18 protein-coding genes are annotated in these 17,388 nt (G+C 58.5%); 11 read left to right on the top strand and 7 right to left on the bottom strand.

Translation table 11 applies throughout. The features are described from left to right. The 4 genes from larB to rplI all read right to left on the bottom strand — a co-directional run. Positions 1-785 (bottom strand): nickel pincer cofactor biosynthesis protein LarB (larB, locus tag NW863_RS08615; RefSeq protein WP_414365802.1); only part of this gene is annotated, 785 nt, incomplete at its 3' end. 20 nt (positions 786-805) lie between these two features. Further along, positions 806-1,702, bottom strand: a complete 897-nt coding sequence (locus tag NW863_RS08610; protein WP_414365801.1) for a universal stress protein — start codon at positions 1,700-1,702, stop codon at positions 806-808. Positions 1,703-1,819: 117 nt separating this feature from the next. Next, on the bottom strand, positions 1,820-3,577 hold the full coding sequence (dnaB, locus tag NW863_RS08605) for a replicative DNA helicase (protein ID WP_414365803.1): 1,758 nt from the start codon (positions 3,575-3,577) through the stop codon (positions 1,820-1,822). A 137-nt stretch (positions 3,578-3,714) separates the two neighbouring features. After that, complete coding sequence (gene rplI, locus NW863_RS08600) at positions 3,715-4,179, bottom strand: 50S ribosomal protein L9 (RefSeq protein WP_414365800.1); 465 nt, start codon at positions 4,177-4,179, stop codon at positions 3,715-3,717. 404 nt (positions 4,180-4,583) lie between these two features. Here rplI and pstS point away from each other — a divergent pair, with 404 nt between their 5' ends. From pstS to NW863_RS08565, 7 genes are all read left to right on the top strand, one after another. Continuing rightward, entirely contained in the window at positions 4,584-5,660 is a 1,077-nt protein-coding gene (gene pstS / locus NW863_RS08595; protein ID WP_414365799.1) for a phosphate ABC transporter substrate-binding protein PstS, read from the top strand. Between the two features lie 24 nt (positions 5,661-5,684). After that, positions 5,685-6,656: a phosphate ABC transporter permease subunit PstC gene (pstC, locus tag NW863_RS08590; RefSeq protein WP_414365798.1), complete on the top strand. Its 972-nt coding sequence runs from the start codon at positions 5,685-5,687 to the stop codon at positions 6,654-6,656. 6 nt (positions 6,657-6,662) lie between these two features. Next, complete coding sequence (gene pstA / locus NW863_RS08585; protein ID WP_414365797.1) at positions 6,663-7,562, top strand: phosphate ABC transporter permease PstA; 900 nt, start codon at positions 6,663-6,665, stop codon at positions 7,560-7,562. A 64-nt stretch (positions 7,563-7,626) separates the two neighbouring features. Beyond that, complete coding sequence (gene pstB, locus NW863_RS08580; RefSeq protein ID WP_414365796.1) at positions 7,627-8,454, top strand: phosphate ABC transporter ATP-binding protein PstB; 828 nt, start codon at positions 7,627-7,629, stop codon at positions 8,452-8,454. A gap of 109 nt (positions 8,455-8,563) precedes the next feature. Beyond that, a complete protein-coding gene (locus tag NW863_RS08575) occupies positions 8,564-9,391 on the top strand; it encodes a TlyA family RNA methyltransferase (RefSeq protein WP_414333580.1) in 828 nt (275 codons plus the stop codon). Between the two features lie 43 nt (positions 9,392-9,434). Further along, positions 9,435-9,860, top strand: coding sequence for a hypothetical protein (locus tag NW863_RS08570; RefSeq protein WP_414333582.1), 426 nt, complete (start codon positions 9,435-9,437; stop codon positions 9,858-9,860). A gap of 308 nt (positions 9,861-10,168) precedes the next feature. Continuing rightward, the gene (locus NW863_RS08565) at positions 10,169-10,345 is read left to right on the top strand and encodes a hypothetical protein (RefSeq protein WP_414333583.1); all 177 of its coding nucleotides are present in this window, start codon (positions 10,169-10,171) and stop codon (positions 10,343-10,345) included. Between the two features lie 165 nt (positions 10,346-10,510). Here NW863_RS08565 and sat read toward each other — a convergent pair whose 3' ends face one another. The 3 genes from sat to NW863_RS08550 all read right to left on the bottom strand — a co-directional run bounded on the left by sat (position 10,511) and on the right by NW863_RS08550 (position 13,085). Then, on the bottom strand, positions 10,511-11,689 hold the full coding sequence (sat, locus tag NW863_RS08560) for a sulfate adenylyltransferase (RefSeq protein ID WP_414365795.1): 1,179 nt from the start codon (positions 11,687-11,689) through the stop codon (positions 10,511-10,513). Between the two features lie 113 nt (positions 11,690-11,802). Further along, positions 11,803-12,174 (bottom strand): hypothetical protein, encoded by a 372-nt coding sequence (locus tag NW863_RS08555; RefSeq protein WP_414333585.1) that lies wholly within the window; start codon positions 12,172-12,174, stop codon positions 11,803-11,805. A gap of 128 nt (positions 12,175-12,302) precedes the next feature. Then, positions 12,303-13,085, bottom strand: a complete 783-nt coding sequence (locus NW863_RS08550) for a ParA family protein (RefSeq protein WP_414365794.1) — start codon at positions 13,083-13,085, stop codon at positions 12,303-12,305. Positions 13,086-13,202: 117 nt separating this feature from the next. Here NW863_RS08550 and NW863_RS08545 point away from each other — a divergent pair, with 117 nt between their 5' ends. The 4 genes from NW863_RS08545 to NW863_RS08530 all read left to right on the top strand — a co-directional run bounded on the left by NW863_RS08545 (position 13,203) and on the right by NW863_RS08530 (position 17,319). Further along, complete coding sequence (locus NW863_RS08545; RefSeq protein WP_414365793.1) at positions 13,203-14,489, top strand: glucose-1-phosphate adenylyltransferase; 1,287 nt, start codon at positions 13,203-13,205, stop codon at positions 14,487-14,489. 153 nt (positions 14,490-14,642) lie between these two features. Beyond that, positions 14,643-16,409 (top strand): ABC1 kinase family protein, encoded by a 1,767-nt coding sequence (locus tag NW863_RS08540; protein ID WP_414365792.1) that lies wholly within the window; start codon positions 14,643-14,645, stop codon positions 16,407-16,409. 42 nt (positions 16,410-16,451) lie between these two features. After that, positions 16,452-16,826 (top strand): hypothetical protein, encoded by a 375-nt coding sequence (locus NW863_RS08535; RefSeq protein ID WP_414333591.1) that lies wholly within the window; start codon positions 16,452-16,454, stop codon positions 16,824-16,826. 169 nt (positions 16,827-16,995) lie between these two features. Then, entirely contained in the window at positions 16,996-17,319 is a 324-nt protein-coding gene (locus NW863_RS08530) for a YggT family protein (protein WP_414365791.1), read from the top strand. Positions 17,320-17,388: the final 69 nt, after the last annotated feature.

Genomic DNA, 17,388 nt, shown 5'->3' with positions numbered 1-17,388 from the left:
GCAGGCGAAGGCAATCGCGCCGCCAGCCGTTGTCCACAGCGTAGAATCTGGCCTGCCAAAATGGCCGCCCCAAAGCCGTTGTCGATGTTCACCACTCCCACCCCCGCCGCACAAGAGTTAAGCATGGTCAGCAGCGCGGCCAAGCCCTGAAAACTGGCCCCGTAGCCAATGCTAGTGGGCACAGCAATCACCGGACAGTCCGCCAGGCCGGCCACTACGCTGGCCAAGGCCCCTTCCATGCCCGCCACCACGATCAGCACATCAGCTTCCAGGGCGGCGCGGTGGTGCAACAGGCGATGGATCCCGGCTACCCCCACATCCCAAAGGCGCTTGACCGCAAACCCGCAAAGCTCGGCGGTGAGAGCGGCCTCTTCGGCTACCGGCACATCGGCGGTGCCAGCGGAGATCACGCTAATCTGACCGGGATGGCTGAGCGCCTTTTGGGGAGGGATCCAACACAGACGGGCCACCTCGGAATACTGTGCCTGGGGCAAGCGGCAGCGGATCTGGGCATAGACCGAGGGATCGACGCGGGTGGCCAAAGCCAGGGATCCCTGCCGGTGCAGCCGTTCCAGGATCTGGGCAATTTGCTCAGGGGTTTTGCCCGGCCCCCACACTGCTTCGGGAAAGCCCGTGCGCAAGGGGCGGTGGTGATCCACGCGGGCGAAGTCTCCCACGGTCTCGAAGGGCAGAAAGCGACAGGCTTGCAGGGCTTGTTCGGGAGAGAGCCTCCCTTGAGCCACCGCCTGCAACAGTTCTCGCAAGCTTTGGGTTGGGTCGGCCATAGCTAGGGGATTGAGCAGCTCTACTGGGCCAAAGACCCGCGTGGGAAAAACAACACCGGATGCCAACTTTGCCGCAGGATCTCGCCGGTGAGGCTGCGAACCGACCACTCCCAAAAGCTGCCCACCCGCGGAGAGGCGGTGGCGATGGCAGTTACGTCCTCGGCTGCAGCGGTGGCCAGGATCTCCTGCAGCGGCGATCCCACCCGTACCAGAGCCCGCACCTGCAGCGGCTGCACCTGCTCGTTCAACGGCCCGATTACCTGAGCCAAGTCGGCCTCAGCCTTGCGTTTGAGCACCTCCACCGCCATGCCCTGGTTGCGGCGGGCGCTGGGATCCACTACATAGAGCAGGGTAACTGACTGGCACTGGGAAGTTCCCGGCAGCAGTTGACCAAGACGCTCAAGCAGTTGCCGGCGCGGCTCTTCAAAGTCAAAGGGTACCAGGAGGCTGCGAAGGAGGTGGCGGCTGCGCAGACGCAGCTCCTCGAGGGTAAAGACGGCCAGCAGTTGCGGGCGCATCACCAGCAGGGGGATGTTCAACCTAGGCAGCAGCTCCACGGTGGTGCTGCCAAACAGTTTTTCGGTGAGCAGGTTGTGGATCCCCATGCCGGTGATCAGCAGGTCGGAGCTGTAAGTTTGGATCCCTTTTAAAATCAGATCCACCGGCTGGCCCACCTGCACCAAAACCTTAGCCTCCAGCCCCTCCGGAATGGTGCCCAAAAGCTGGCGAAACTGGGCCTTCTTGGTTTCTATTTTGGGGGTGGGGTCTTCGGGAAGGCCGATATCGTCATCTTTCCAAATCAGGCTGTGCAAGAAAACAAGGCGTTGAATGCCGTTGCTGTGTAGGGCATCTAAGCACTTGCCAAACCTTTGCAGGCCATCTTGGCAATCGGTTGCAATTAAAACGTTTTTAAACATGAGAGGATAAAGAGGGCAGTGGCCAAACTCGGCTGAAGCTGTCAGCTATCCTAAGCTAACACCCCCCTGCCTTGCTCTTGGAATTGCCGGGGGAACCAGGCACCAGCGGGTTTGCCTTTAGCGATAGGGATCCGCCAAGTTGCGAAACTGGGTGTACTGGCTTTCAAACAAAAGGCGCACGGTGCCGGTGGGGCCGTTGCGGTGCTTGGCGATGATCACCTCGGCAATGCCGCGATCGCTGGTGTTGGGATCGTAGTACTCCGGGCGGTAGATCATCATCACCACATCAGCGTCCTGCTCGATGCTGTTGTGTACCAGCAGGCCGTTGGCCACAAAGTTGTGGTGGCGGGGCATTTCGATGTCGTAGACCGGCTGCGGCTCCCCCGGCTCGCTAATCGACACCACCGGATCCCAAATCAACCCCTCCTGCACCACCACGGCTACTTCCTCTTCCAGTTGCAGCTCGTCGAGGGTTTTCCATCCCTCTGGGGTCAAAAAGGGATGGGTACCGGTGGCGCGAATGGAGAAATTGAGGCGGGTTTTCAGAAGGCAGGTGGGCTGTCGGCCACTGCAAAACACCTTCACCGGCTGTTGGGGCACCAGGCGCCCGCGCCCGTTGAGGCTGAGCAAGCGGGGCAGTTCTGCTGAGGCTGGCAGGGCCGCCAGTTGTTCCAGCCGCCAGAGCTTGCCCCGATCCACGTCCATCACCTGAGTATCCCCCGCCAGGCAGCCGGATTCCCGCAGATCTGCCAGTTGCGGACGCTTATCGGAGCGCGACTCCACTGCCCGGCTGAGCTGAGAGAGCACCAGCACCGGCGCCATCAGCTCTTTGGCCAGTGCCTTGAGGCCGCGGGTGATGCGCGACAGCTCCTGTACTCGGTTGTCGGCGGCGGATGCCTGCATCAGTTGCAAGTAGTCGATCAACACCAGCCCCAACGTTCCTCCTTGCTCCGCCTGCAAGCGCCGCGCCTTAGAGCGAATCTCCGTAACGGTGCAATCGGGAGTGTCGTCGATAAACAGGGGCAGTTGCGACAAAAAGCCAATCGCCTGCCCCAGACGCTGCCACTCGTGCTCGCTGATGCGCCCCGCGCGCAGGCGGCTGCTGTCGATGCGGGCCTCGCTGGCCAAAAGCCGCTGCACCAGTTGCTCCCGCGACATCTCTAGACTGAAAATGGCCACCGGCTGCCTGACGTAGGCGGCTACATTTTGGGCAATATTAAGGGCCAAGCTGGTTTTCCCCATCGAGGGGCGACCGGCCAGGATCACCAGATCCGAGCGTTGCAGGCCCTGGGTCAGGTTGTCCAGGTCGATGAATTTGGTCGGGATCCCAGGGATCTGAGCCCCGCTCTGGAACTTCTCCTCCAGATCCGAGAAGATGTTCACCAAAACCTCAGAAGCAGGGATGAGGCTGCGCTGCACTCGCTCTTGGGTGAGGGCAAACACCTGCTGCTCCGCCTGATCCATCACCTGAGACAGGGGCTGGCTGGTGTCGTAGGCCAGACGAGCCAGGGTGTTGCTCACCTGGATCAACTGGCGGCGCATGTATTTGTCCACCACCAGGCGGGCGTACTGGTCAATGTTGACGCTGCTAACCGTTTGCTCCAGCAGACGACGAATTGCCCCTGTCCCCCCCACCCGCTCCAGAAGGTGGTGATCCGCCAGCCAGGCAGAAACCGTCATCAGATCGGTGGGTTGGCCTTGGCTGTGCAGATGCAGGGCAGCCCGGTAGATTTCCTGGTGGGCCGAGAGGTAAAACATCTCGGGACGCAGGAACTCCACCACCCGCGCCAATGCCTCGGGATCGAGAAGAATAGCCCCCAGGATCTCCTCCTCAGCCTCTATGTTTTGAGGCGGAAGCCGATCCCCACCTGTCAAGTCGTAATCGCTGATCACCACCAGCCAGGATAGAAAAACCAACCCAGCTCCACACTAGCCAGCTGCTTGGCCGAGCACCTTAAGCAGCCAGGCCCAGCTTTACTTGCTATCTCCCATTGCCCCCTAGGATTTCTCTCTCACTCAGGCGTGACCTGAATGCGCAGCGTGGCTGTTACTTCTGGGTGCAGCTTCACTTGCACCAGGTAAACCCCAGTTTTCTTGATCTCCTCGTTGAGCAGGATGTTACGGCGATCGATATCCAGGCCGCTGGTGGCCAGCACCACCTCGGCAATGTCGGTGGTGGTCACTTGCCCGAAGAGCAAATCCTTTTCGCCCACTTTCTTGCGGATGACAAAGCGACCGATGGTCTCCAAAGCCTTCTTGTAGTTTTCCGCCTGCTGCTTCTCCGCCAATTTGCGGGCAGCTTCCTGCTCCCGACGCATCTGCTGCTCCTTGAGAAGCCCAGGCGTAAGCCGCACCGCCATCTGCCGCGGGAAAAGGTAGTTGCGGGCGTAGCCAGGCTTGACACTCACCACCTCTCCGGGGCTGCCCAAGCCCGGGATCGCCTGGCGCAGCATAACCTGCACGTTACGTTTAGCCATGGAGGAAAGCACTGATTTTCTCGACAGCCTTTCATTCTAAGCATTTGCCAAGCTGATGTCAGCCCAAAGAGCTCGGAAAACTCAGCTGGCCCCAGAGCCCAGCCGTAGGCCCTTGAATCCGGGGGTCTTCACGCCGCGTTTCCTCGATCGAGGGTATTCTCCCCTGCAAGGGATCCCTGGAAAGAGCGACAAGGGAGACTAGCTACAGACAGAAATAACCTGATTTTAACCTCACGTTAACCAAAAAGGATGAACGTTATATTACATTAACGACAAGAACCAGAGTGGCAAGGGTCTTTAACGGGATCCCTTGTTTTTTTGAGATCAGCCCGGCTTGAGCAGGTTCTGAGGTTAGAGCACTCAGAGTTGGATCGAGACACCATCTTCATCTGGGAGATTTCTGTATGTTGATGCTGCGCTCCTTGGGACGTCGTTCTTTCCTGAAGTTCGTCTCTGCCACGGTTGCTGGGTTTGTGGCCAGCCAGGCAAATTGGCAGCGGGTATTTGCTCAGCAGACCGTAACCATCAACGGCGCTGGAGCTACTTTCCCGGCTCCCATCTACCAAACTTGGGCTCAAGAATTTGGCAAGAAAAACCCCAACATCCAAGTCAACTATCAGTCGGTGGGGAGCGGTGCCGGGCGGCGGCAATTTGTGGCTCGCACTGTCGATTTCGGCGCCAGCGACAGTGTGCCGCGTCCCGAAGAGATCAGCCAGATCGAGAGTGAAGCCAACCCTCCCAAGGGCATGGTGGCCGTGCCGATGGTGGGGGGGGCAGTGGTGGCAGCCTACAACATCCCCGGCGTGGGCCCCGAAATTCGCCTCTCTCGCCTAGCGCTGGTAAATATCTTCTTGGGCAAAATTAAGAACTGGAACGATCCGCTGCTGGCTGGCCTTAATCCAGGGGTGACTTTCCCGGATTTGCCGATTACCGTTGTGCACCGCTCCGACGGCAGCGGCACCACCGACATCTTTACCACCCACCTCAACGCCATTAGCCCGGAATGGCGGCAAAAAGTGGGTCGTGGCTCTTCCGTGAACTGGCCAACCGGGGTAGGAGCTCGCGGTAACGAAGGTGTTTCCGAGCAGATTAAGCAGATCCCTGGCGCGATTGGCTATGTGGAGTTCGGCTTCGCCAAGCTCAACAACCTGAACATCGCTCGCCTGGAAAACCGGTCGGGCAAGTTCGTCACCCCCAAAGTTGAGACGGAGCAGGCAGCGCTGGCCAGAATCAAGCTTGACGAGCGGCTGTTGGGGGTTGACCCGGATCCCGCCGGGGAAGACTCCTACCCCATTGTGGGCTACACGTGGATCTTGGCCTACAAAGTCTACCCCAAAGCTGAAACCTCCAAAGCTGTCAAGGAGTTTCTCCGCTACGGCCTCACGGAAGGGCAATCCTTCGCGGAGCCGCTGGGCTATGTGCCCTTGCCGGAAGAAACGCGGCAGAAAGCTCTGGCTGCCCTAGAAAACATCACGCCGTAAAAGTTGGTACCTCCTACTCGGCAGATGACCACTACTTTTTCTTCAGAGAGCAGTTCTCTATTTCGGCCCCGGCCCGTCTTCCAGCGCCGGCGCGACTGGTTGTTCATCTGGGCAACGCGGATTGCCGTCTTTTTCTCGGCTTTGCTGCTGTTGTGGATTGCCCTGGAGATTGGGATCCAGTCGCTACCTGCCATTCAGAAGTTCGGGCTGGGCTTTTTCTGGGGCACCACCTGGGATCCTGTTGAGAACAACTACGGCGCTTGGCCCCAGATCTACGGCACCCTGGTGACTTCTCTGATTGCCCTGATCGTGGGCGTTCCTTTTAGCTTCGGCATCTCCATCTTTTTGAGTGAGGACTTTCTGCCCAAGTCTTTGCGCACAGTCTTGATCATCGTGGTGGAGCTGCTGGCAGCCATTCCCAGCGTGGTCTACGGCATTTGGGGGTTGTTTATCTTCATTCCCTTCTTTCGCCCGATTCAGATGTTCCTGTTCCAGAACTTCAGGTGGTTGCCCATTTTCAGTACGCCACCGGTGGGGCCGGGGATGCTGACGGCAGGGGTTGTCTTGGGGATCATGATCATCCCCATCATCACTGCCATTGCCAGGGAAGTGCTGGTGGCCGTTCCGCCGGAGTTGCGGGCGGCTGCCTATGCGATGGGGGCCACTCGCTGGGAAGCCATCTTTGGGGTTGTGCTGCCGGCGGCCATTGGCGGCATGCTAGGGGCGGTGGTTTTGGGTTTGGGACGTGCCTTGGGGGAGACGATGGCAGTGGCGATGCTGATCGGCAATGCCCGCGGTATTAGCGTCTCGCTCCTGGCTCCTGCCAGCAACATCCCGGCCCTGTTGGCCAACGAGTTCGCAGAAGCAGGCCCTGAGCAGGTGGCAGCGCTCATGTATGTGGCCTTGATTTTGTTGGCCATCACTCTGGTAGTTAACATTGCGGCGGAGCTGATGATACGCCGTGTCAAGTTCGCGTTGACAGCTTCGCGGGAGTAGAGGAACATGACGACGCAAGTTCAGGCGGTAGAGCAAGGCAATTTGTTCAAGCGCAGAGCAAAGTCCTGGCGGCGCGTCTTCTTGGATGTAGGAATGACAGCGCTGACAGTTTTCTCCAGCCTCTTTGCCATTTTCGTGCTGGTTCTCATCCTCTACTACGTTTTCACCAGAGGCATCGAGCGCTTGAACTGGCAAGCGCTGACCCAACTTCCCCCTCCTCCCGGCGATCAGGTGGGCGGATTTGGCAATGCGGTGCTGGGGACGGTTATTGTGGTGTCGATTGCTATCGCCATCACCTTCCCCATCGGACTGTTTGCTGCCATCTATCTCTCGGAGTTTGGCCAAAACAGCCCCACAGCTTCCTTTCTGCGCTTCATCATCAAGGTGTTGACGGGGGTTCCCTCTATCATTGCCGGGGTGTTTGCCTACGGGGTGCTGGTGCTCTCCACCAAGACCTTCTCGGCCCTCGCCGGCGGGATGGCTCTATCGGTGTTGACCCTGCCCATCATTATTTTGTCTTGTGAAGAGGCGCTGCGCCTGGTGCCGGCAGATACGCGGGCTGCTGCCTATGCGCTGGGGGCTTCGCGGGTGCAGACGGTGTTTCGCGTGGTGTTGCCGGCAGCTCTGCCGGTGATCCTGACGGGAGTGACGTTGGCTATTGCCCGCGCTGCGGGTGAGACGGCGCCCCTGATCTTCACTGCTTTGTTTAGCTTCCTCTGGCCCAGCGGTCTGTTGAAACCGGTAGCTTCACTGGCTGTGTTGATCTACAACTTTGCCCTCGTTCCTTTTGAAAACCAGCAGAAGATTGCCTGGGGAGGGGCTTTGGCTCTGGTGGTTTTGGTGTTGATCACCACGGTCAGTTTCCGGCTCATCGTCAGTCGTCGGCAGGAAACCATCACCATTTAATCCCTCTCACCTGTTTCTTTCTCAATCTAGGCTTTGCAGTGACGTTATCTCCTTCGGTACTCCTATGCGCTCTCCACTCTCTGACAAGTCCGGCTCTCCTGAGAAATCCACCCGTTTGGAGGTTGAACTAGAGACGCGGGATTTGAGCGTCTACTACGGCTCCCACCTAGCGGTTAAGCAGGTTTCCCTGAAGATCCCGAAAAATCACATCACAGCCTTCATTGGCCCCTCAGGCTGCGGCAAGAGCACCATCTTGCGCTGCTTCAACCGCATGAACGATCTCATCCCGGGAGCAAGGGTAGAAGGCTCGGTCATTTTTCACGGGAAAAATATCTACGACCCTGATGTGGATCCCTCCGAGGTGCGCCGGCGGGTTGGCCTGGTGTTTCAGAAGCCCAACCCCTTCCCCAAATCCATCTACGACAACATTGCCTTTGGGCCACGGATCAACGGCTATCAGGGGGATCTGGACGAGCTGGTGGAGCGTACGTTGCGCCAGGCCGTTCTCTGGGATGAGGTAAAAGACAAGTTGAAGATGAGCGGCCTTTCCCTCTCCGGCGGACAACAGCAGCGCCTCTGCATTGCCCGCACCTTGGCCATTCAGCCGGAAGTGATCCTGATGGACGAGCCCTGTGCCTCCCTGGATCCCATTTCAACGCTGCGCATTGAGGAGCTGCTTAAGGAATTGGGGCGTCGCTACACAATTATCATCGTCACCCACAACATGCAGCAGGCGGCACGTGTGTCCGACTTCACGGCTTTCTTTAACACCGAGGTGGACGACGAAGGGGTTCGCTACGGACGCATGGTGGAGTTTGACCGCACCGAGAAGATCTTCAACTCTCCCGCCAATCGCGAGACAGAAGAATACGTGAGCGGACGCTTTGGCTAATCCCCCGCCCATTTCTGCTGGCGCCAAGCCAGATCTGGTCGAGAGGGATCCCGCTCTCCTATCCTGAGAAATTGAAAATCGGGTAGGAGCTGTTAACAGCAGTAGTGAGATGGCCGAGCGGGTGCGCCTGGATAGCTGGTTGGTGGAGCGGGGATATTTCTCTTCCCGCCAGCAGGCCCAGCGCGCCATCCTCGCAGGCGAAGTTCTCCTCAATGGGGTGCGGGCGGAGAAGGCTGGAGCCTGGGTGAGCGGGGATCCCGTAATCCACATCCAGTGTAAGCCTGCTTTTGTCTCGCGAGGGGGAGAAAAGCTGCAGGGGGCGCTGCAGACCTTCTCTGTTCAGGTGCAGGGCCGTATTTGTTTGGATGCGGGCATCTCCACGGGGGGCTTTACCGATTGCCTACTCAAACAAGGGGCCCAGCGGGTCTATGGGGTGGATGTGGGCTATGGGCAGTTGGCCTGGTCTTTGCGAACCGACCCGCGGGTGATCCTCAAAGAACGAACCAACTTGCGCCACCTGCAGCCGGCCGATCTCTACGGAACTGAGGTGCCCACCCCAAGCTGGGCGGATCTGGCGGTGGTGGATCTCTCTTTTATTTCCCTAACCAAGGTGTTAGATCCTTTGTGGAAGCTGTTGCGGTCGCCGCGGGAGGCTCTGCTGCTGGTCAAGCCCCAGTTTGAGGCGGGCCGAGGCCAGGTGGGCAAAAAAGGAGTTGTGCGGGATCCGGCCATCCATGCCCGCGTGCTGCAGACGGTAATGCAGGCGGCAGTGGCCCGCGGCTGGCAGGTGCAGGGCTATACCTGGTCGCCCATCACCGGCCCTGCCGGCAACATCGAGTACTGGCTCTGGCTGGCGGAAGGAGAAGGGATCCCTCTCCCCGACACCGGTGCGCTACAACAGATGGGCGAACAGGCAAGAATAGCCTTGCACCCATAAAGCGGCACATTTGTCAATACGTCATTATGCTCAATTGAGAACGATGAGCGCAGCCATTGAAGAATTGTTTCAGGAAGGGATCCGGCGCTACGAGGCGGGGGAAGCAGCCAAGACGCTGATCCCTTCCTTTGAGGCTATCTGTAAGGGATCCCCGAAGGCGGCAGCAGCCTGGACTTGCCTGTCTTGGCTCTATCTTTTGGAGGGGCAAGCGGAAAAAGCCCTGAAAGCCGCCCAAACTGCCGTGAAGCTGGATCCGGTGGACGCCCAGCCGCGGGTGAACTTGACTTTGGCGATGCTGGAGCTGAAAAAAACGGGGGTACGCCAGCAGGTGGAGACCATCAAGCAAATCTTGGCGCGGGATCCCGAGCAGATCGAGGGGGTCAAATCCAACTTGGCAGAGGGAGGGAAGCGCCGTCCCGCTTGGCCTCACCTGAGCAAGATGCACCAGTGGCTATTTGAAGAAAATTAGGCAGGCTTGACCCAATTTTGCAACAAGAATTTAGGAAAATCTAGAGCTTGTCAATTTAATCTGCAACTTTTAACAATATTCTCATAGAGTTGGTGCTAGACTTCTCTTACCAAATCGCAAGACGGTATTTATTCACCGCTGTGAGCTAGCTTGCATCACACCCAAGCCTATGGATTGGTTGGGCTTTGAGGAGATGCGAGGGGTTTGGTGCATCCTAGTTCTGTTTGATGTGACACTTCTTGCACTGACTTGCATTGAAATTGAGTCCTGCTTTTGATTTTTTGGCTGTAAATTGGAGGAACTTTAAGATGAACCGTCAGACTGTTTGGGTTAAAGGCGAGACCCGCAACCACCAGGGCCACTTCATCCCTCAATCCGAATATACGTTGGTCGATGTTGACCAAAATGGCTGGGCGCTGATCTGTGTTGACAATGCCCGCTGCTATTATGTGGATCCCGAGCAACTCCGCTTTGAGGCAGGATGAGGTCTGCTGCTGCCCATTGAGAGCTTGCTGACGAGGGTTTCCTAGGAGAGCAGCATCCTCCCCATGCCTTTGGGCGTGGGGTTTTTGTCTCTTTATCAATTTATCAATACATAGGGTCTGGTTGGTCGCAGACCCTTTTGCCTCCACTCAGAGAAATCACAAAAGCTACGACGAACTGCGCTCACGCATGGCTTCGGCCAGCAATTGGGCCACCTCGGGGCGAGAGAACTCGGGCGGGGGGATCTCGCCGCGGCGCAGCATTTCCCGCACCTTGGTGCCCGACAGGTGGATGCGCTGGTGGGGTTGGCTAGGGCTGGTCTTGGCCGTGGCCATGGTGCCGGTGACGGTGCAATAGAAGGCGTGTTCAAACTTGAGGGGGATGATGCCCAGTTCCTCAGGACGGAACTCATCGAAAATGTACTGGGCATCGTAGGGGCCGTAGTAATTCCCCACCCCGGCATGATCCCGGCCCACAATGAAATGGGTGCAGCCGTAGTTTTTGCGAATGAGGGCGTGGAAGATGGCTTCCCGCGGGCCGGCATAGCGCATGGCCGCAGGGTTGATGGCCAAAATGACCCGCTCCTTGGGGTAGTACTTTTCAATCAGCACCTCATAGCAGCGCATGCGCACCTCGGCGGGAATGTCGTCGCTTTTGGTGGCCCCCACCAGCGGGTGGAGAAACAGCCCGTCCACGATTTCCAGCGCGCACTTCTGGATGTACTCGTGGGCGCGGTGGATGGGGTTGCGGGTTTGAAAGCCGACGATCGTTTTCCAGCCTCTTTCCCGAAACAGTTGCCGCGACTGAGCCGGGTCGATCTGGTAGGCCGGGAAAAGGGGATGGGGATCCCGCTGGAAGAGAGTTACAGGGCCAGCCAAATAGACGGATCCCTGTTCGTAGAGCACCTTCACCCCCGGATGCTGCTCATCGGTGGTGCGGTAGACCTGCTGCGCTTCGCGGGTTTTGTCGTAGGTGAACTTCTCGGTCAATTCCAACAGGCCCAAGAGCCTGCCCTCGCCGTTGGCCAGGGCAATGGTCTGCCCTTCCTTGAGATCGGCGGCTATCTCGGCAGCAACCGGCAGCGTCACCGGCAGCGACCAAGCCAGGCCATTGGCCAGATGCATCGTCTCCAGAACCGACTGGTAATCTGCCCGCCCCATGAAGCCGGTGAGCGGGCTAAAGCCCCCAATGGCGATCATCTCCAGATCCGACTGAGCCCGCTCGTCGAGGTAGAGGATGGGGCAGTGTTCAGCTTTGGAGCGCAGCTCTTGTGCCTGCTCGGGCGGGGCAATGCGGTTAACCAAAGTGCCCCCATGGGGCGGAATGGCATCGCAAGAAACAGTCATCTTCGCCTGGGATGAAGTCATAGCGTGAAGACCAGAACGGCAACCGAGCAGACAGGGATCCCTAACCCTACACCCTTCTTTCCTCGGGTGCAATCCAGGATAGTACCCACTGCCTAGTCCAGCATGTAGGGCGGCATATCTTCGTCGGTGGGCGACACATTGTCGAAGATGGGCCGATTCATGATCTTCTTCTGCGCCTGCAGCGGGGAAGCGGAGGGTTGGGGCCTAGCCGGGAGTGGAGCTTGTCCTCGGCGGCTTTGCAGTTCCTGAATGGTCTTGGCCCGCTCGTCTGCCACCGCCTGCAACTGGGCCAGCGCCTTCTGCAATTCGTCCCGATGGGCAGTGACTTGCTCAAGCTGAGCTTGCAAGGCAGAGACTTTGTTTTGGTAGTCCTGCAAGCGTTGTTGAGCTTCGGCCAGTTGGCTTTTGAGAGTTGCAATTTCTGGCGATTCTGGGGCTGGTTCTGTAGGAGACTGAGAAGACATCGTTGTCGGCTCCTCGCCCGTGGGAGTAGATTCTGCAGAGGTGGGCTCTGAACTGGTTTTAGCACTGGCCTTGCGCCGAGTGCGGGAAGTTTCTCCTGAAGAAGGAAAGAGGCTACGGTTCGATCCAGTCACAAGAGCACCTCATGTTCGACAAACTGCACCAATCGCTGACACACCACCGAGCCAGGCCGATAGTCCATGACCGTCAAGCCGTAGTCAAAAGCGGTGCGCAAATCGCTGCTATCTGGAATGGTAACGGGTGAAAGCACATCCGCAAAAATCTGTTGCGCTTGCACATACAATTGCCCGGTATGGGATCCCGACCAGATGCCCCCCGGCAAGTAGCGGTCGTCCAGCATGGTCAAGACAGCACGGGCCTGGCTCAACTGACCTTTCAGGGTCTCAATGTAGCGTAGGGTCACCTCTGTACAGGAGAAATCGGCGCGGTTGAGCCGGGTCGGGATCAACACCCGCTGGGCTGCCCGCAGGGCGTTGGCCGTGAGGGCATTCAGTTCCCCCGGCGTATCGAGAAAGATAAAATCGTAATCCGGCAGCAAGGGATCCAACTGGTGCTGCAACAGGTGTTGCCCTGCATCGCCGGCAGCCGCCAATTGGGCCGCCACTTCCGCCATGGTGCTGTGGGAGGGCGCCACATCCACCCCCTTGTCGGTGCAATAGATCACCTCTTCCAAAGAGCATCGATGCTGCGGGTGCAAGCTGGCCCAGACTGTTTCCTCGGGGGGCAGGGATCCCACCTCTTCCAGGTAAAAGCTGCTGGCGGTGGCCTGGGAGGTGAGATCGATGAGCAGAACTCGGTAGCCCCGTTGAGCCGTTAACTGGGCCGCGTGGACGCAGAGGGTGGACTTGCCGGTGCCCCCTTTATTGTTGGTAAAAGCCAGGACGCGTGCCATCCGCTTCCCCAGAATTTGTTTCAGCTGCTTCCGGTTTCCCGATTCCCCTCAGTCAGATTGGGTCAGGTGCCCCCGCAGCAGTCTATGCTATTGGGTGTAGCCTGGTGGAGGACAACCATGCGCGATGTACTGGCGATTATCCTGGGCGGTGGGCGTGGCACCCGACTTTATCCCCTGACCAAGCGCCGTGCTAAACCTGCTGTGCCTCTGGCAGGCAAGTATCGCCTCATCGACATCCCGGTTAGCAACTGCATCAATTCCGATATCGACAAAATCTACGTCCTCACCCAGTTCAACTCCGCCTCTCTCAACCGCCACATCGTCAACACCTACCGCATGTCCCCCTTCACAGGCGGCTTTGTGGATATTTTAGCGGCCCAACAAACGCCCGATAACCCGGATTGGTTTCAGGGCACTGCCGATGCTGTGCGCCAATATCTCTGGCTGATGGACTCCTGGAAGCCACGGGACTTCCTCATCCTATCTGGGGATCACCTCTACCGCATGGACTACCGCCCCTTCATCCACCATCACCGGCAGACCGGAGCCGATGTGACGCTGGCGGTGCTCCCCTGCGAAGAAAAAGTGGCCTCAGGTTTTGGCCTGCTCAAGATCGGCGAGAACGGTCGCATTGTCGATTTCAAGGAAAAGCCGCAAGGGGAGCTGCTGCAAGCCTGCCGGGTCGATACCCAAGCCCTCGGCCTTAGCCCGGAAGAGGCCAAGGCCAAGCCCTACATTGCCTCGATGGGAATCTACGTATTCCGGCGGGAAGCCCTCATCGAGATGCTGCAGGTGAAGGAGCACACCGACTTCGGCAAAGAGGTGCTGCCGGCAGCCGTTGGCAAGTACCACCTGCAGGCCTACCTCTTCAAGGGGTATTGGGAAGACATCGGTACCATCGAGGCCTTCTACCGCGCCAACCTGGCGCTGGTGCAGCAGCCCAACCCACCTTTTAGCTTCTTTGACAGCGAAATGCCCATCTACACCCGTCCGCGCTTTTTGCCCCCCAACAAGATCCTCGATTCCCACATTGTCAACTCCATGATTGCCGACGGCTGTATCATCAAAAATGCCCAAATTCGCAATTCCATCATCGGCATTCGCAGCCGCCTGGAAGCCAACACCATCATAGAAAACACCCTCGTCATGGGGGCCGATTACTACGAGTCGGCAGAAGAGCGGCAGGCGAAGCTGGAGGCCGGGATCCCACCGGTGGGCATCGGCGCCAACTCCCACATCGTCAACGCCATCGTAGACAAGAACGCCCGCATCGGGCGCAACGTCCGCATCCTCAACAAGGATCACGTCAGCGAAGCGCAGCGGGAAGAGGAAGGGATCTGGATCAGCAATGGCATCGTCACCATCATCAAGGACTCGGTGATCCCGGACAACACCGTCATTTGATCGGGGGAGGTCGGCTCTGGCCAAGAACCTGGCCGGCGAGCGCTGAGGAGGCGCTGTTAGGCAAGATGAAGAGGAATCAAGAGGCCTTTGCCATTACGATAGATTACGATAACTATTGAGAGCTTTAAAAACAGATTGTGAGATCCCTTGAGCGTGCTGAACAGGATTTCCTCGGTTGCCGACCTAGAAGTTTACGATCCGCAATTTATTGCTCGTTACTACCGCTGGCGCCTGCCGCAAGTGATCGGTCGGGCGCTGGCCATTCTCTGGCCCTTTCTCTGGTTCGTCCTCTGTCTGCGCTGGGATCAGCTTTGGGGGCAGGGCGATCGCAAGGTGCCCCAGCGGGCAGAGCAGTTGCGCAAGCTGCTCACCGACCTAGGGCCCACCTTCATCAAGGTGGGGCAGGCCCTCTCGACACGACCGGACTTGGTGCGCAAAGACTACTTGGAAGAGCTGACCAAGCTGCAGGATCAACTGCCCAGCTTTCCTTCCCAGGAGGCGTTTGCCCGCATTGAGTCAGAGTTGGGCCGTCCGATTAGCGAAATTTACGCCCAGATCTCTTCCGAGCCGGTGGCCGCCGCCAGCTTGGGCCAAGTTTACAAAGCGCAACTGCACAGCGGCGAATGGGTGGCGGTCAAGGTGCAGCGGCCCCACCTGCGGGAGCGGCTGAGCCTAGATCTGTACCTCATCCGCTGGGCCTCCACCTGGCTGGGTCCTTGGCTGCCCCTGAACCTGGGCAACACCTTGACGGCGGTGGTGGATGAGTTTGGTTACAAGCTTTTTGAGGAGATCGACTACCTAAACGAAGGGCGAAACTGCGAGCGCTTTGCCGAATACTTTCGCGGCGATCCCGATGTGTATGTGCCGCGCATCTTTTGGGCCTACAGCACCCGCCGGGTGTTGACCCTGGAGTGGATCGACGGCATCAAGCTCACCGATGTGGAGCGGATTCGAGCCGCCAACTTGGAGGTCAGACAACTGGTGCGCATTGGCGTGGTGGCTGGCCTGAAGCAGTTGCTGGAATACGGCTTTTTCCACGCCGACCCCCATCCGGGCAACCTGTTTGCCCTCCCCGATGGCCGCCTGGCCTATATCGACTTCGGCATGATGGACCAGCTCACCGAAGAAATGAAGGAGTACCTGGTGGACGCGCTGGTTCACCTGGTGGATCGCGACTACAACGCCTTGATCGACGATTTTATTCATCTGGGCTTTTTACAGCCGGATGTCAACCGCCAAGAGCTGATCCCTGCCTTGGAGACGGTGCTGGCGGATGTGTTGAACCAGGAGGTGGGCAACTTCAACTTCAAAACCGCCACCGACCAGTTTTCCGATTTGATGTACCGCTACCCCTTTCAGGTGCCCTCCCACTTTGCGTTGGTAATCCGCTCTTTGGTTACTCAAGAAGGGGTGGCTCTTAGCCTCTATCCCCAGTTTCGCATTGTTGGCGTGGCCTATCCCTACGTGGCCAAGCGCCTGCTGACGGACGAGTCACCCCGCATTCGCCAGCGGCTGCTGCAAGTGCTGATTAAGGAGGGCAAGTTCCGCTGGAACCGCCTGGAGAATTTGATCCAAATTGCCCGCAGCGATGGGGGGCTGGATTGGGTACCCACCGCCCGCATGGGTTTGCGCTACTTGATGTCGGAAGAGGCCCGCGAGCTGCGCCGCCAGTTGGTGCTTTCGCTCACGGAAGATGACCGCCTTCACTTTGAGGAGCTACAGCGGCTGTGGCATGTGGTCAGCCCCGACTTGTCTCCAGCTCACCTCTGGCAGGCGGCACTGGGATCCCTGCCCGGCGATCTGCAACACGCTTTGGGCGAGTTGAGGGAACAGATGCAAGCCCACCTGGAGCGGCTCAGCCACTGGCGACTTCCCCAGCCCTGGCCGAATTTGCTGGCGGGAGTAGGACAGGAAAGGTAGAACAGAAGAAGATAGCTTAAGTTTGGCGAGCTGGACAAAAGCGTGGCAGATCAGAAAGGGGACTTCATTGCCGGTGTGGTAGCCGGCGCTGTGTTGGGCGGGATCATCGGCGGGGTGATCGCCTTTGTGCTGGCCCCCCGACTGAGCAAGGGATCCGCCGAAGGCCAGCGCCGCGATCCCGACCGTCTCAACGGCACCTCTGTCCCTCCTGAGCGGCCGCGCCTCCGAGTCTCGGGTGAGCCGGCTGTGCCCAGCTCCAGCGACTGGAGGGAGTGGGAACAGGAAACAGAGCGGATTGCCCAGGCCCGCCGCACCCTCGAAGCCAAGATTGCCGAGTTGAACGAGGCGATCCAGGCCACCCGCGCACAACTGCTTGTCAAGGAAATATCTTCTAGCGCTGTCGAGGAAAAGCCTTAAGCAGGGGATCCCTGTCCATGCCAAACTAGAGGCGGCACTGGCTTTCTCCCCTGAGGGGTGCCAGTGTTCTCGTCTCTCGGCTGAGTTGCCCTCCTGGATCAGGTCTGCCTCTGCCGACAGCGCTTAAGTTGAGATGAGTTGAAGAGTCGTTCCCTCGCTGTTTCTAACCATGATGCTCAGCCCTTTGTTGCTCCCTTGGACAGACGGCCTCTCTCTGGGGCTGGTCTACGGCAGTGCCGCGTCTTTGCTGTTTCGCTCCCTTTACCAGTTCATCGTCATTTACAATGCCCTGCTGATTGTGCGGATTTTGCTGAGCTGGTTCCCGCAACTGAACTGGTCGAACCCCATCCTGTCGGTGCTCAGCCAGCTCACGGATCCCTATCTCAACCTCTTCCGCGGCATCATTCCCCCCATCGGTGGCTTGGACTTTTCCCCCTGGTTGGCCTTTATTGTGCTGAGTTTTGCCATGCAGGTGGTGGGTCAGTTTGCCTAGTTGCGGGATCACCCTGCAGATCCCCGGCGCTGCCCACTACTGGCTGCTCAATGCCCAAGTTCCCGTCTC

This window comes from Synechococcus sp. B60.1 (assembly GCF_047462555.1).
GTDB lineage: Bacteria > Cyanobacteriota > Cyanobacteriia > Thermostichales > Thermostichaceae > Thermostichus.
Note: the sequence above shows the minus strand (reverse complement) of the source record. Positions and strands in the feature narration are given on the sequence as shown.